At 66.9% G+C, this 13,543-nt stretch carries 11 protein-coding genes; 6 read left to right on the top strand and 5 right to left on the bottom strand.

Going from position 1 to position 13,543, the window contains the following annotated elements:
- Both AC52Q4_RS12365 and AC52Q4_RS12360 read left to right on the top strand, forming a co-directional pair.
- Positions 1-3,095 (top strand): UvrD-helicase domain-containing protein (locus AC52Q4_RS12365; RefSeq protein WP_495537101.1); only part of this gene is annotated, 3,095 nt, incomplete at its 5' end.
- Positions 3,096-3,187: 92 nt separating this feature from the next.
- Positions 3,188-4,183: a ribose-phosphate diphosphokinase gene (locus AC52Q4_RS12360; RefSeq protein ID WP_495537100.1), complete on the top strand. Its 996-nt coding sequence runs from the start codon at positions 3,188-3,190 to the stop codon at positions 4,181-4,183.
- 91 nt (positions 4,184-4,274) lie between these two features.
- On the opposite strand, the gene AC52Q4_RS12355 is transcribed toward AC52Q4_RS12360, so the two are convergent.
- Both AC52Q4_RS12355 and AC52Q4_RS12350 read right to left on the bottom strand, forming a co-directional pair.
- Positions 4,275-5,162, bottom strand: a complete 888-nt coding sequence (locus AC52Q4_RS12355; RefSeq protein WP_495537099.1) for an MBL fold metallo-hydrolase — start codon at positions 5,160-5,162, stop codon at positions 4,275-4,277.
- Between the two features lie 81 nt (positions 5,163-5,243).
- Complete coding sequence (locus tag AC52Q4_RS12350) at positions 5,244-6,671, bottom strand: dihydrolipoyl dehydrogenase (protein WP_495537098.1); 1,428 nt, start codon at positions 6,669-6,671, stop codon at positions 5,244-5,246.
- A gap of 273 nt (positions 6,672-6,944) precedes the next feature.
- Between AC52Q4_RS12350 and truD the strand changes: the two genes are divergently transcribed.
- The 3 genes from truD (at position 6,945) to AC52Q4_RS12335 (ending at position 11,240) form a co-directional block, all read left to right on the top strand.
- Positions 6,945-8,027: a tRNA pseudouridine(13) synthase TruD gene (truD, locus tag AC52Q4_RS12345; RefSeq protein WP_495537097.1), complete on the top strand. Its 1,083-nt coding sequence runs from the start codon at positions 6,945-6,947 to the stop codon at positions 8,025-8,027.
- Positions 8,028-8,099: 72 nt separating this feature from the next.
- Positions 8,100-9,539 (top strand): cryptochrome/photolyase family protein, encoded by a 1,440-nt coding sequence (locus tag AC52Q4_RS12340; RefSeq protein WP_495537096.1) that lies wholly within the window; start codon positions 8,100-8,102, stop codon positions 9,537-9,539.
- Between the two features lie 51 nt (positions 9,540-9,590).
- Positions 9,591-11,240, top strand: coding sequence for an acetolactate synthase large subunit (locus tag AC52Q4_RS12335; RefSeq protein WP_495537095.1), 1,650 nt, complete (start codon positions 9,591-9,593; stop codon positions 11,238-11,240).
- Positions 11,241-11,280: 40 nt separating this feature from the next.
- Here AC52Q4_RS12335 and AC52Q4_RS12330 read toward each other — a convergent pair whose 3' ends face one another.
- Positions 11,281-11,610, bottom strand: a complete 330-nt coding sequence (locus tag AC52Q4_RS12330; protein WP_495537103.1) for a redoxin domain-containing protein — start codon at positions 11,608-11,610, stop codon at positions 11,281-11,283.
- Positions 11,611-11,663: 53 nt separating this feature from the next.
- On the opposite strand from AC52Q4_RS12330, the gene AC52Q4_RS12325 reads away from it, so the two are divergent.
- Entirely contained in the window at positions 11,664-11,828 is a 165-nt protein-coding gene (locus AC52Q4_RS12325) for a hypothetical protein (protein ID WP_495537104.1), read from the top strand.
- Positions 11,829-11,906: 78 nt separating this feature from the next.
- Here the strand turns inward: AC52Q4_RS12325 and AC52Q4_RS12320 are convergent, their stop codons facing one another.
- On the bottom strand, positions 11,907-12,860 hold the full coding sequence (locus AC52Q4_RS12320; RefSeq protein ID WP_495537102.1) for a DUF5996 family protein: 954 nt from the start codon (positions 12,858-12,860) through the stop codon (positions 11,907-11,909).
- On the bottom strand, positions 12,860-13,495 hold the full coding sequence (locus tag AC52Q4_RS12315; RefSeq protein ID WP_495537094.1) for a glutathione S-transferase family protein: 636 nt from the start codon (positions 13,493-13,495) through the stop codon (positions 12,860-12,862). The genes AC52Q4_RS12320 and AC52Q4_RS12315 overlap by 1 nt, the downstream gene beginning before the upstream one ends.
- Positions 13,496-13,543: the final 48 nt, after the last annotated feature.

Raw genomic sequence — 13,543 nt, 5'->3', positions numbered from 1 at the left:
GCGCCGCTTTTCCGCACGGCCTGAACGAAAATCAGCGCGCCGGGCTCGCCGCGGCCCGCGAGCGGCTTGGCGAGCTCACCGCCACGACGATCCACGGCTTTTGCCAACAGATCGTGCGGCCGTATCCGGTCGAGGCCGATATCGACCCGGGCGCGGCGGTGCTCGATGCCTCGGCTGCGGACCTCGCTTGGCAGGATTTACTGGACGCCTTTCTCAGAGAGCGTCTCGATGCGGCGGACGAGAGCGACCCGGTGGCCGCCTTCGTCGCCGCGGCGGGCGCGAACTCGGCCGCCGAGCTCGAGCGCATCGCGGGCTTCGCCCGGCGCAACCGAACGGCACAGGCGGTGGACGTCACAATGGCGCCGCGACGGCTCGAGCGCTTGCAAGAGGCGGTGTCGGCACTTGCCGAGTGGACACGGATGCGGCCCTGCAGCGAGGAGAGCACGGCAAGCTTGGTGAATGAGCTGCGCGATCTGGTGCAAGCCTACCGGGAGGCGATGCAGCACGGCGCTACCCCGACGGCGCTGATGACCCTGGCATGCGCCCCGCCGCGGTGCAGCGCGCATACCCGGCAGCTCGCCTTCCGCAGATGGGGGCGGCAGGGCAAGTGGCAGTCCGCGGCCGTGGCGAGTGGGCTTTCCAAGGCGACCGGCACGGAGTTCTCGCGGGAAGGCGAGGCGCTCTATCAAGCGGTCGGAAGCGCCTGCGCGGCGCTGCAGGGGGCGGTGGCGTGCGCCGCGTTCGCGCAATTGGCCGAGGCGTTCGACGCGCTGCTCGAACGCTACCAAGCCTATAAACGCGAGGCGGCGTTGCTGGACTTCGACGACTTGCTGCTGACGGCGCGGCGACTGTTGCGTGACCCGGCCAACGAGGCCGTGCGCAGCGCACTGAGCGGGCGTTACCGGCATATCCTGGTCGATGAGTTTCAGGACACGGATCCCGTGCAGGTGGAGATCCTTTGGCGGCTGTGCGGGGAAGGCGCACCCGAGACGCCGTGGCAGGAACGCACGCTGCGACCGGGCGCGCTTTTCTGTGTCGGCGATCCCAAGCAGGCGATCTATCGTTTTCGGGGAGCGGACGTGGCGACTTACGTCGCCGCCCGGGAAAGGCTCAGGGCGGCGGACCCCGGCTGTATCCTCGAGATAAGCGCCAATTTCCGTTCCTATCGACCATTGCTCGACTGGGTGAACGAGCGCTTCGCGGCACCGCTCGCCGCCGACGGTCAGCCGGGCTTCCAGCCACTGGCAGCGACGCGGGATTCGCCGGATGACGGTCTGCATGTCGCCCGCCTTGTCATCGAGGTGGCAAGTGCCGGCGAGAAGCCGCGCCCGAACGAGCACCGCGATGCCGAGGCGCGCCGCGCCGCCGAGCTCTGTCGGCGGCTCATCGGCGACTACCCGATTCGCACCGGCGCCCGCCAGCGCCCGTGCCGGGCGGGCGATATCGCGCTGCTCGCACCCTCCGGAACGGAGCTCTGGCGCTACGAGCGCGCGCTCGAGGAACAGGGCATCCCGGTCGCCAGTCAGGCGGGCAAGGGGTTTTTCCGCCGTCAGGAGATTCAGGATCTCATCGCCATCACGCGCGTGCTCGCGGATGCCCGCGACAGCCTCGCCCTCGGCGCGCTGCTGCGCGGTCCGCTGGTGGGGCTCACGGAGGAGGAGCTGCTCGACATCGTCGAGCAGTTGCCGCGTCCGGAGGCCGGCGCCGCACGGCTGACGCTGCGCACCGAGCCGAGCGCCGTGAGGCACGCGCTTGCCCGGGAAACCCTGGTGCGCCTTCAGGCGCTGGCGGCTCAGGCATTCGCCACGAGCCCGTTCGAGCTTTTGGCGAAGGCGCTCGATGAGCTGCGGGTACGCCCATTGCTGCTGCAGCGCCATGCCGGCGGTGCCGAGCGCGCGCTGGCGAATGTCGAGCTCTTCCTCGAGATGAGCAAGCCGTATGCCGCGCGGGGCATGTTCGCCTTCGCCGCCGACATGCGCGAGCGCTGGGAGGACACGGAGGCCGCCATGGAGGGCCGGCCGGACGCCCAGGAGCAAGCGGTGCACCTCATCACCATGCACTCGGCCAAGGGCCTCGAGTGGCCCATCGTCATCCCGGTCAACACCATGAGCGAGCGCCGCGCGCCAAGCGGACCGCTGCTCGAGCGCGGCGGCGAATGGATTCACTACTACCTCGGTCCATTCCGGCCCGAGCGCTACATCCAGGCGCTCGACGAGGAGAAGACCGAGCAGAGGCGCGAGCAGCTACGGCTGCTCTACGTGGCCTTCACGCGGGCCGAGCAATTGCTGGTTTTGCCGCGCTCGGGCGAGATGGAGGGCGGCTGGTTCGACCTGCTGGAACTGCGCCTCGATGAGCTGCCGGCGCTCGACCCCGGGGTCTGGAATAGCGAGCTCCCGAAACGTGAGCCGCAAGCCGTCAACCGCCAGGATCGAGCTGTATTCGCCGCCGAAACGCAGCGCATCCAAGCGGCCCACCGCCGTGTCGTCTGGCACCGTCCCAGTGAGCATGGCTCCGATGACGATTACGATGACATTGGCGGCGAGGATGAGGCGATTGTGCTCGCGGCGCCTGGGCCGGTAGCGAGGTCCGGCGCCGAGGGCGGCGCGCTGCGCGGGACTCTGCTGCACAAGCTCCTCGAGGAGGTGTTGACGGGCGAGCTGAGCGATGATCCACGGAGGCTTCGAGCACGCGCGGCAGAGCTTCTGGCCCAGCTCGCGCCGGAGGCAGTGGGTTCGTTGGCCGTCTCCGACTCACCCGAGGCGCTCGCCGATCTGGTCAGGCGCACACTCGGCCTGTCGGCCGTCGCGGCGCTGCGCCCGCGCCTGTTGCCGGAAGTGCCGATTTACGCCCGGCTTCGAACGGATGGGAGCGCCGGCACGCAGGCGCTGATCTCGGGGGTAGCCGATGCGCTCGCGCTCGATGCGAACGGTGCCATCGAAACGGTAATCGATTGGAAAAGCGATATCGCCCCCGACCCGCGCGTGCGCCGGCGCTACCGCGAGCAGGTGCGCACCTATCTCGACGCGGCCGGAGCCAAGCGCGGACTGATCGTATATGTGAGCCTGGCGGAAGTGGACGAGATCACGGCCGCCTGAGGGGCCGCGCGAACCCTACGCGGCCGGGCGCAGGTGGAGAAGGCATGCTGGCGGCCTATGCTGAAGGCAGGCCCCTTGTTACCGGAGACATCATGAGTGAAGCGGATATCGCGCTGTTTGCCTTGAACGCGAGCCGGAAATACGGCGAGCGCGTCGCTGAGTATCTCGGGTGCGCACTGGCATCGCACGAGGAGCGCAATTTCGTGGACGGCGAGCACAAGAGCCGGGCGTTGCAGAGCATTCGCGGGCGTGATGTCTACGTGCTGCACTGTCTCTATCAGGACCCGGAGGAGGGCGTCAACGACAAGCTGATGCGGCTGTTGTTCTTCCTTGGGGCGCTGCGCGACGCGCAGGCGGAGACGCTCACGGCGGTCATCCCGTATCTGCCGTATGCGCGCAAGGACCGGCGCACCAAGCCGCGCGATCCGGTCACGAGCCGATACCTCGCGCAGCTTCTGGAGTCCGTTGGCGTTGACCGGGTGGTGGCGATGGACGTGCACAACATCGCCGCCTTCGAGAACGCCTTCCGGGTACCGGTCGAGCACTTGGAGGCTGGGGTCTTGTTCGTGCGCGAGCTTCTCCGCTGCGTCGGGGATACCGAGGTGGTCGTCGTCTCGCCCGATGCCGGGGGCTACAAACGTGCCGAGCGGCTGCGTGAGCTTCTCGCCGGTGAGCTGCGCCACACGCCGGCAATGGCCTTCATGGAAAAAAAACGCAGTGAGGAGACGGTCTCGGGCGGCGCGCTGATCGGGGAGGTCTGCGGGCGTGTCGCCTTGATCGTCGACGATCTGATCAGCACCGGCGGCACCTTAGCCCGCGCCGCCTCGGCCTGTCACGAAGCCGGGGCGACGGCGGTCTACGCCGCGGCCACCCACGGCCTTTTCACCGGCGATGCCGCTCGCGTGCTCGGCGCTGCCCCGATCGAGCGGTTGTTTGTCTCGGATACCGTTCCGCCTTTCCGGTTGGGCGAGGCAAGCCTGAGAAAGCGGATAACCACGGTGCAAACAGCGCCGCTCGTCGGTGAGGCGATCCGGCGGCTGCACCGGAAGGACTCGCTTAGCGAGCTCTTCAAGGCATTCATCGAATAGCGAGCCGCGGGGAGCCGCGCCCCTGGTCTTCACCGGCAGCACGGGCGGGGCGTTTACGGTGGATCCGCGCCGCGGCAAACGCCGGCGGCGGCTAGTCGCCGACCTGCGAGAAGCGTCCCGCCGAATTCAGGGGAATCCTGAGGTAACGCAAGCCATTCGGCTCCACAGGCGGCAGCTCGCCACCGCGGATATTGATCTGCACCGCCGGGATGATGAGCGCGGGCAGGGTCAACGTGCGGTCGCGCTCGGTGCGCCGCTTGACGAACTCGGCTTCGCCGACCGTGGTGGATACATGAATGTTGTCGCGCCGTTGCTCGCCGATTGTGGTCTCGCAACGATAATCCCGGCCATTGGGACGGTAATCGTGCAACACGAACACACGCGTGCGCTCGGGCAGCTGATACAGGCATTGGACGGAGCGATAGAGCGTGCTCGCGCTCCCGCCCGGGAAATCGCAACGCGCCGTGCCGCCATCGGGCATGAAAATCGTATCGCCGACGAACGCCGCATCGCCGATCAGATACGTCAAGCTATCCGATGTGTGCCCGGGGGTCGCGATAGCGCGGGCCTCCAACGTGCCGATCCTGAACACCTCATCGTTCGCGAAAAGATGCCCGAACTGCGAGCCGTCGGGCTCGAAATCACTTTCCAGGTTGAAAACCTGTTTGAAGTGGTTCTGCACCGCGCGGATGCCTTCGCCGATGCCCGTGCGGGCGCCGAGCTCGGCTCTGAGATACGCACAGCCGGCAAGGTGATCGGCATGGGCGTGGGTTTCCAGCAACCAGGTCACCGTGAGCCGCTCGCCGCGGATGAACTCGACGATTCGATCGGCGCTCGCGCTGGAGGTGCGTGCGGCATCGGCGTCATAGTCCAACACCGCGTCGATCACGGCGGCTTCTCGGGTGCTCGGGTCCCAGACGACGTAGGAGAACGTCGAAGTCGGTTCGTGCAGGAAGGGTTGCACATTGGGTCGATGCATATCCAGAAATCCTCCAAGAGCCGGGTCCGAGACGCGATCGGTTCGGCGTCCCTCCCACTGCGGCCGTTTACTCTTCGCCGGTCAATTCCCGCCCAAAGCCCAATCGGGCGGCTCCTCGCACAGGGGCAGGTCCGGTGTCCTACGGTGCCGGCCGAGCTCGCGCCGGGCGGCCTGCAGTGCCGAGCGCAGCCCTTCTTCCACCACCGGATGGTAGAAAGGCAGCTGCAGCACGTCGTCGACGCTGAACCCCTGCTGTATGACCCAGGCCAGTAGATGCGCCAGATGCTCGCCCTCGGGCACCGCCATTTCCGCACCAAGCAGGCGCCCGTCCGGGGCGCTTACGTAAACACGCAGGCAGCCGGCGTTGCGCCCGGCCATGAGGGCGCGGGCCTGGCGGGAAAAATCGGCTTCGCCGATGACGAACGTCTCGTTCTCGAGCGTGGCGTAGCTCCGCCCCACACGCGCGGCGTTGGGCTCCGTGAAGACGATGCCGAGCGCGGCGCGGCGGGTGAGGCATTGCGCCTCGGGATGCAAAGCGAAGTACGCCGCGATCCGCCCGTCGTCCGCCGCCTCGTGCAGGACCGGGCGCTCGCCGTTGACATCGCCGGCAATGTAGATCGGATAGTCGCCGATGCGCCGGGTGGCCACGTCGAAGACCGGCATGCCGTCGCGCCCGAGCTCCACGCCGAGGTTCTCCAGCCCCAGGTCCTCGAGATTGGGGCGGCGCCCGAGGCTGGCAAGCACCCAGTCGACCTCCACGGCGCGGTCTGCGGTGAGCACGCGCACCGCATTGTAGTCGCCGGGCTCGAGCTGCACCTCGCTTTCCGTAAACACCTCCATATCCGTGCGGAGGTTGCGAACCAGCGCTTGGGAGACCTGCGGGTCGCTGAGCCCCGCCACCGTTGTGGCGCGCGTGAAAGCGCTTACCCGCAGGCCGAGCTGCGCCAGGGCTTGGCCGAGCTCGCTGCCGACGGCCCCGAGACCGATGACCGCCACCCGGGGCATCAGATCCTCCTGCTCGAAGAGCTCATCGGAGGTCAGCACCCGATTGCCGAACCTTCGCCAAGACTCCGGTAGAATGGGCCGGCTGCCGGTGGCGATGACCGTCGCCTCCGTCTCGATCCGCTCACCGCCGAGCTCCAGGGTGTGCGGGTCCAGAAAGCGTGGTCGGCCCCGCAGGCTGCGCTCGCCGAGGGACTCGGCAAGCCGGATCGGCCCGGCGATGAAGCGGTCGCGCAGGCTTCGCACGCGTGCGAGCACCGCCGGCAGGTCCACCGTGAGGGCCTCGGTTCCGGTCACCCCGGCCTCGGCGAGAAAATGGCGCCCGTGAAAGGCGTGAGCCGGCGCGAGCAGGGCCTTGGAGGGCATGCAGCCGACCCGCGCGCAGGTGGTACCATAAAGGCCATCGTTGATGAGCAGGACGTCTTGCGTGAAACGCCGGGCTTCCTTGAGCGCGGTCAGACCGGCGGTACCGGCGCCGATGATCGCCAAACTTACCCTGCGAGCCATGGCATTCACCTCTGCTGAGTCCCTGGTCTTTGCGCGGTTCTTTTCGCCACCCACCCGAGGCGGGCGGCAAGGCGCGTCACAAGATCAAAGTTGCGCCCCCGAGGGCCGCGGGTCAATCACCCGGCGCACGCGCAAAGGCACTCGCACGAGTGCTGCCCTGCGTGTTGCACCTTAGTCGGCGAACCTGGCTATTATCATGACAATAAGGGCGATATCGGCGCGGCGGGAGGCACTGGCCGAAACGCATCCGCACAGCAATCCCGGGGGAAACTCGTGCTTTCAGAAACTGATTCTCTGCCGCCGCAGGGAGGCGCTCTCCCGACGCAAACGCTGCCGGTCCACGGTCCGCCGCTCGGCCGGGTGCGGATCAAAAGCGCGCCCGAGGACTTCCAGGTCGAAGAGCTACCCAAGATTCGGCCGGACGGGCAGGGCGAGCATCTGCTCGTCGAGATTCGCAAACGCGCGCTTACCACGGCGGAAGCGGTGGACTGTCTTGCTCGCTTTCTCGGCGTCTCCCCGCGCGCCGTCAGTCACGCCGGGCGCAAGGACCGCAACGCCGTTACCACGCAGTGGCTGAGCGTTCATCGGCCCGGCAGCCGGGCCGTTCCGGCGCCCGGGCCGGTCGCGCCGGGCCTCGAGATACTCAGCGCCGCCCCTCATAGCCGCAAGCTGCGAGTCGGCACGCTCGCCGGCAACCGTTTCCGCATCCGCCTGCGCGGTGTGAGCGTGCCCCGTGCCGCGGCGGACCGGCGGTTGCTGCGTATCGTCCATCACGGCGTGCCGAACTATTTCGGGGCTCAGCGTTTCGGCCGCGCCGGAAGGAACCTCGACAAAGCCCTTGCCTGGCAACGCGGGGGGCTCACGGTGCGGCGGCGCGACACGCAGGGATTGCTGATATCCGCGGTGCGCGCGGAATGCTTCAATCGGGTGCTGCGCCATCGGGTGAAAACCGGCACCTGGGACCGCGCGCTAACGGGCGATCAGATCATTCTCGACGGCCGCGGTAGCCTCTTCGCCGCCGCCGATGAGTCGCCGCCGCGGCTCGCCGCGCGATTGGCGGGGCAAACGATCCATCCCACCGGCCCCTTGCCCGGGGTGGGACCGCCCCTCGTGACCGATGCGGTCTGCTCGCTCGAGCAAGCCGTGCTGGACGAGTGCCCCGCGTTGACGGCGTTGCTCACCTCGCGCGGAGTCCGCGCCCAGCGTCGGGCACTGCGCTTGCGGGTGGCCGAGCTCGCCTGGTCGTGGCCTGCCGGGAACGATCTGATGCTTACCTTCCGGCTGCCGCCGGGTGCCTATGCGACCACGGTGCTCTCCGAGTGCTTCGAGCTGATCGAGGAGGCGGGGCCGGACTGAGCCGCGGCATTTGCCGAGGCGCGCCGACGTAACCTCGATTCCGTCGGCACTACAGCGGGCGAGGCCTGAGTGATGCCGAATCGTTCCCCCGTGCTGTTTTGGTTCCGGCGCGATCTGCGCCTGTCCGACCATCCCGGTCTTTCGGCGTCTCAGGGCCGCGGCGCGCCGGTTATCCCCGTATTCATCCTCGACCCGGAGACCGAAGCGCTGGGCGCCGCTGCCAAATGGCGGCTCGGGCTGTCCATCGCGGACTTCCGCGAGCGCCTACGGGCGCTCGGCAGCACGCTGATCCTGCGACGCGGTCGGGCGAAGCAGACGCTGCTCGCGCTGATGAAAGAGACCGGTGCGCGTGAAGTGCATTGGTCGCAGTTTTATACCCCCGAGGCGCTGCGGCGCGACAAGGACGTAAACGCCGCGATCGAGAAGACGGGGGGCCGCGCCGTGAGTCATCCCGGGCATACGATTCTGGCGCCCTGGGTGCTCGCGACGGCAGCCGGTGGGCACTTCCGCGTCTATTCCCCCTATTGGCGCGCCTTCGCGGCCCGCGAGATCGACTCCGCTCTGCCGGAGATAACGCGCTTGCCGGCCCCGGCGGCGTGGCCGCGCTCGGATGACCTCGCCCACTGGCGGATGGGCGCGGCGATGAATCGTGGCGCGGATGTGGTGGCGCGCTACGTTCGTGTGGGTGAGAAGGCCGCGCAGCAGCGCCTCGATGACTTCCTCGCCCGAGCGTGGAGTGACTACCAGCAGGGGCGTGACCGTCTCGATCGGCGGGCAACGTCGGGCCTCTCCGAGAATCTCGCCTATGGCGAGATATCAGCGCGAACCGTCTGGCACGAGGCGCGCGCCGCCGGGGGTGCTCGGGAAGAGGGCGCGGAGACATTTCGCAAAGAGCTCGTCTGGCGAGAATTTGCCTATCACCTCCTTTACCACACGCCCCATATCACCAAGCGCAATTGGCGAGAAGAATGGGACGCCTTCCCGTGGCGAGAGGATAACGAGCAGGCCGAGAAGTGGCGTAAGGGGTGTACCGGGGAGCCCGTGATCGACGCGGCGATACGGCAGATGTATGTAACCGGCACGCTGCATAACCGCGCCCGGATGCTGGTGGCGAGCTATCTGACCAAGCACCTCATGACCCATTGGAAGCTCGGCATGGACTACTTCGCGCAATGCCTCGTTGACTGGGATCCGGCCGCGAATGCGATGGGCTGGCAATGGACCGCCGGTAGCGGTCCGGACGCTGCGCCGTTCTTCCGGGTCTTCAATCCGGCCCGGCAAGCGGAGAAGTTCGATCCCCATGGTGCCTACCGCAGACGTTACGTGGCCGAGCTCGCCGGGGAGGAAGCGGGCGAGGAGGCGTTGGCCTTTTTCGAGGCCTGCCCGCGTCGATGGGAACTCGATCCGGAGCAGGCATACCCCGACGCGGGACTCATCGAGCTCAAGGAAGGCCGCGAGCGCGCCCTGGAGACATACCAGCGATATGTGGTCAAAAAGAAAGAAGGGGACTGAGCCCAACGCTCGGAAAATGTTTGGACGGCCACAGTGCAGGGGTCATGGATCGTGAAAGCTTCTGATCTGCTCGTGCGATGCCTGGAAGGCGAGGGGATCACGCACGTCTTCGGCGTGCCGGGCGAGGAGAACGCCGATTTCATGCTCTCACTGCAGGACTCGGGCATCCGCTTCGTGCTCACGCGCCACGAGCAGGGCGCGGCATTCATGGCGGAGGCGTTCGGGCGTCTCACCGGCAACCCGGCCGTGTGTCTGGGCACGTTGGGCCCGGGGGCGACCAACCTCATCACCGGAGTGGCCGATGCCAACATGGATCACGCGCCGATGCTCGTGCTCACCGCTCAAGGGGCGACCACGCGGCAGCACAAAGAGAGCCATCAGATAATGGACGTGGTCAGCATGTACGCGCCGGTGACGAAATGGGCTCATGCCGTGCGGCACCCGGACAATATCCCCGAGGTGGTCCGCCGGGCCGTGCGTACGGCTCGTGCGGAAAAACCGGGCGCCGTGCATATCGAGCTCGCCGTGGATATCGCCAAGCTCGACTCCCAGCGTCTCCCCATGGAGCCGCGGCGCTTTCGCCGGCCGGGAGCCGACGACAAGGCGGCCGACCACGCCTTCGAGCTGCTGCGCGAGGCCCGCCGCCCGATCATCATTGCCGGCAACGGCGCCATTCGCAAACGCGCGAGTAGTCAGCTGCGCCGTTTCTGCGATCAGACCGGCATCGGTGTCATGTGTACCTTCATGGGCAAGGGGAGCGTGCGCCCCGATGCCGACTACTGTCTCTTCACCATCGGTCTGCAGCAGAAAGATTACGTCAGCTACGCCCTTGACGAAGCCGATTTGGTGATCACGATCGGCTACGACCTGGTCGAATATCCCCCGCGGTTGTGGAACCCCACGGGCGCGAAGACGATTCTGCACGTGGATTTCATGCCGGCAGGAATCGACCGGGAGTATCACCCCCGGCTCGAGCTGGTCGGCGACATCGCCCACGCGCTTTGGGCACTCAACGAACGCGTCGCGGCCCGCGGGGTGCCCGGCTACGAGCTCGGTGCGCAGCGCTGGGCGCGGCAACGCCTGCAAGAGGACTTCACCCAACACGCCGAGGACGACACCAGGGGCACCATTCGCCCACAAAAGGCGATCTGGGACGTGCGCCAGGCGCTCGGCGAGCAGGACATTCTGCTCTGCGGGGTCGGCGCCCACAAAATGTGGGTCGGGCGCTACTATCATTGCTACGAGCCCAACACCTGCCTCATCCCGAACGGATTCTGCTCCATGGGCATGCCGCTGCCCGGCGCGATCGGGGCATCGCTGGTCTACCCGCCACGCCGGATCTTCGGTATCGTCGGGGACGGCGATTTCCTGATGAACGTCCAGGAAATGGAGACCGCCCGACGGCTCGACGCGGATTTCACGCTCATGGTCTGGGAGGACGGCGGCTATGGACTGATCTCCTGGAAGCAGGAGGACGAGTACGGCCGCCATACCGATCTCGCCTTCGGCAACCCGGACTGGCTCAAGCTCGCCGAGAGCTTCGGCTGGCAGGGGCAATACATCAGCGATTCCCGCGACTTACGCCCGGCGATCGACGCCGCCCTTGCCTACCGCGGGCCATCGCTTATCGTCATCCCCATCGACTACCGCGAGAACCGGCTGCTCACGCGGCGCTTGGGCGAGATCCGCTGCTCGCTGTGAACACGGCCGCGTTGCGCCGCGCCCAGCATGGGTCCGCCGGTCAACCGGATCGCAACGCGCGCAGGTGCTCGATGATCGCATCGGGATCCATATGCCGGGTCCAGTCGGCCGTCACGTGGGCGGCGACGATACGAGCATCAGCGGCAATCACGTAGCGGGCCGGTATCAGCAAGCGCGGATCGCCGTGCGCATTGTTGTCGGCCAGGATGTCGTAGCCGAGGTGGCGGCGCTCGGCCACCTTGGCGGAGTGCTCCGCTTTTTCCGGCGAAATAGCCAGCAGGGTGGCGCCGCGCGCCTTGATCTGGGGCAGACGGCGTTGCAAGGCCCGCAGCGCGAGGTTGCAGAAGGAACACCAAGCGCCGCGAAAAATCTCAGCACCACCGGCCCGGCGGCCAAGCGTTCTTCCAGCGATACCCGATAGCCGTGGATGTTGCGCAGCTCGAACAATGGCGCGGTGTCGCCGACCCCGAGGGCGGCGACGGCGGTGCCGGCCAACTGCTCCAGCTGCCGGAGGGCCGCCTCCCGCTCGTCGGGAAGCAGCCGGTTGAGCATTCGCTCGCGGGTCCGCTCGGACTTGCTCGCGAGTGAGCCGTTCGTCGTCATGTCGTCCTCGCCGCATGAGCAAGGAAGGTGCCCTCGGCTAGCATTGTTGTTTGGGCCTCCCGTTCATACCGCGCGCGGCACCCCGGGCTCGCCGAAAGGGCACTCCAGCGCCGCTCGGTCCCAACCACCCGCCTCGGCAACCGCCTCGTAGGTACTCTGCAGGAAGGCCAGCAATGCCGCGTCGGGCGCGGCGGCGGTGCGTACCGCCTCGTACGGGAGCACGAATTCGCCCATCGCCTCGTGAAAGAACGCCTCGTCCGGCTGTACGGCGGCGGTACGAAACCCCGCCGGCTCGGGATAGGCGTATGAGTAGAATGCGGGATAGTCGAGCCCATTGCCCGGCCAGAAGCCCGCGCTGCTCACCTCGTGGGAATAGGCCTCGCGGGTGATGGGATCCGGCAGGCCCGGTGCGCCGCCCGGATGCGGCGGCGCCGGGCGTCCCGAAAACCGCGTGACGGCCAGATCGAAGCTGCCCCAGAAGAAATGCACCGGGCTGACCTTGCCGAGAAAGCCGCTGCGGAACTCCTTGAAGACACGGTCGACCTGCACCAGCGCCCGCCAGAACCGCTGCGCATGGTCCGCATCGTAGGCGCGGTGCGTGTGGTCCTGACTGAACGGGATGGCCCCGGGGATCTCATTGGGTGTTCCGTGGATCCGCACCTGGAGGCCTAGCTCAGTGAGCGCCGCCCGCACCGCGGCATGGAAATTCGCCACGGATCGAGCGGTGAGCGCAAGGCTCTGCCCGGTACCGTCGCTGATTCGGATGTTCAGTTGGTGCGTGATGAAATCAAATTCCATCTCGAAGACGCGGTCTTCGTAGGGAATGGGCGAGGTCGTCAGACCGCGTGCCGTCAGGTATAGGGTGACGTGCCATTGGTGGTTGACCCAAGGCGTCTGGGCGAGGCGGATTTTGCCCACAATCTGGGTCCAGCGATGCAATGTCGCGCAGGTGTCCCGCCACGCTTCGTAGGGCAGGGAAGGCCAGATCTCCGAGGTGGCAGCGCTAGTCGGACTCATCATGACGCATCCCCCGTCGGTTCCATGCCCTGGCGCTTGAGCGCGGTCTTGACGCCCTCGTCCGCGTCCATGCGCTGGCGATGCGCCTTGAGGGCCGGATAGTCGGCGATCGTCAGCGGGGTCTGCTCGATCCAGCGGCTCAGCACGTAGAGGTAGGCATCGGCAAAGCTTTGTTCGCGCAAATACCATTCGCCGCCATTGCTCTCGAGAACACCGTTCAATCGCTCGTAATGTCGCGCCAGTTTGCTATAGGCCTTGCTCCTGACCTCCTTCTGGGCGGCCTCGCTGTCCGCGAAATGCTGCGCCGCGAAGTGAGGGCCATAATCGGCGTGGACTTCCGAGGTCATATAACTCAACGCCTCAGCCTCCTTTCGCCCGAGCCGTTTATCGCGCGCATAATCATCGGTTCCATAGGCGGCCCCGATATACGCGAGGATCGCAGCGGCCTCGGTCAGTACGTCGCCATCGTCGAAGCGAAGTGCCGGCACCTTGCCCTTGGGGTTGACGGCAAGGTAGTCATCCTTTTTGTGGGCCCCGTAGGCCAAGTTGTGAATCTCGATCGGCGCAGCGAGCCAAGCGATGGCAATATTGGGGGCCAGTGCACAGGTCCCGGGCATGGTGTAGAGCTTCGCCATGATCACTCAAGCCTCCGTTTTCCCTAGCAATCACGTCGCTTCTTACTC

The sequence above is a fragment of the Nitrococcus sp. genome (assembly GCF_059432795.1).
Note: the sequence above shows the minus strand (reverse complement) of the source record. Positions and strands in the feature narration are given on the sequence as shown.

Excerpts from the sequence above, each read along its gene's own strand:
- AC52Q4_RS12350 (WP_495537098.1), bottom strand. The coding sequence starts at position 6,671 with ATGGCTCGCAGGGTAAGTTTGGCGATCATCGGCGCCGGTACCGCCGGT.
- AC52Q4_RS12320 (WP_495537102.1), bottom strand. The coding sequence starts at position 12,860 with ATGAGTCCGACTAGCGCTGCCACCTCGGAGATCTGGCCTTCCCTGCCC.
- AC52Q4_RS12360 (WP_495537100.1), top strand. The coding sequence starts at position 3,188 with ATGAGTGAAGCGGATATCGCGCTGTTTGCCTTGAACGCGAGCCGGAAA.
- AC52Q4_RS12340 (WP_495537096.1), top strand. The coding sequence starts at position 8,100 with ATGCCGAATCGTTCCCCCGTGCTGTTTTGGTTCCGGCGCGATCTGCGC.
- AC52Q4_RS12355 (WP_495537099.1), bottom strand. The coding sequence starts at position 5,162 with ATGCATCGACCCAATGTGCAACCCTTCCTGCACGAACCGACTTCGACG.
- AC52Q4_RS12315 (WP_495537094.1), bottom strand. The coding sequence starts at position 13,495 with ATGGCGAAGCTCTACACCATGCCCGGGACCTGTGCACTGGCCCCCAAT.